The sequence below is a fragment of the Bradyrhizobium sp. PRIMUS42 genome, from assembly GCF_023006515.1.
Classification (GTDB): domain Bacteria; phylum Pseudomonadota; class Alphaproteobacteria; order Rhizobiales; family Xanthobacteraceae; genus Bradyrhizobium.
Genome location: NZ_JALBGZ010001645.1, coordinates 1 through 375 on the forward strand (window position 1 = coordinate 1; position 375 = coordinate 375).

At 66.4% G+C, this 375-nt stretch carries 1 protein-coding gene and 1 pseudogene; both read left to right on the plus strand.

Annotated elements, in window-relative coordinates:
- Positions 1-157: pseudogene (gene livG, locus MOV75_RS42985) on the plus strand (high-affinity branched-chain amino acid ABC transporter ATP-binding protein LivG); the annotation flags it as partial.
- Positions 154-375, plus strand: a 222-nt coding sequence (locus MOV75_RS42990) for an ATP-binding cassette domain-containing protein (protein WP_246933139.1), incomplete at its 3' end; no start/stop codon positions are given. The pseudogene livG and the gene MOV75_RS42990, both read left to right, overlap by 4 nt.

Genomic DNA, 375 nt, shown 5'->3' on the forward strand with positions numbered 1-375 from the left:
CGTGCTGCTGGTCGAGCACCACATGGGCCTCGTGATGTCGATCGCCGACCACGTCGTCGCGCTGAACTTCGGCAAGAAGCTCGCGGAGGGCACGCCCGCCCAGGTGCAGGCCGACCCCGACGTCATCAAGGCCTATCTCGGGAGCAAGGACCAATGACGACGCTGCTCAACGTCAAGGACCTGCGGGCCTATTACGGTCAGGTCCAGGCGCTCCATGGCCTGTCCTTCTCGCTCAACGAGGGCTCGCTCGTGACGCTGCTCGGGGCCAACGGCGCCGGCAAGACCACCACGCTGCGCGCGATCTGCAACATGGTGCGCTCCACCGGCGGCATCGAGTTCGACGGCAAGCCGCTCAACAACCGCTCGACCGAGAGC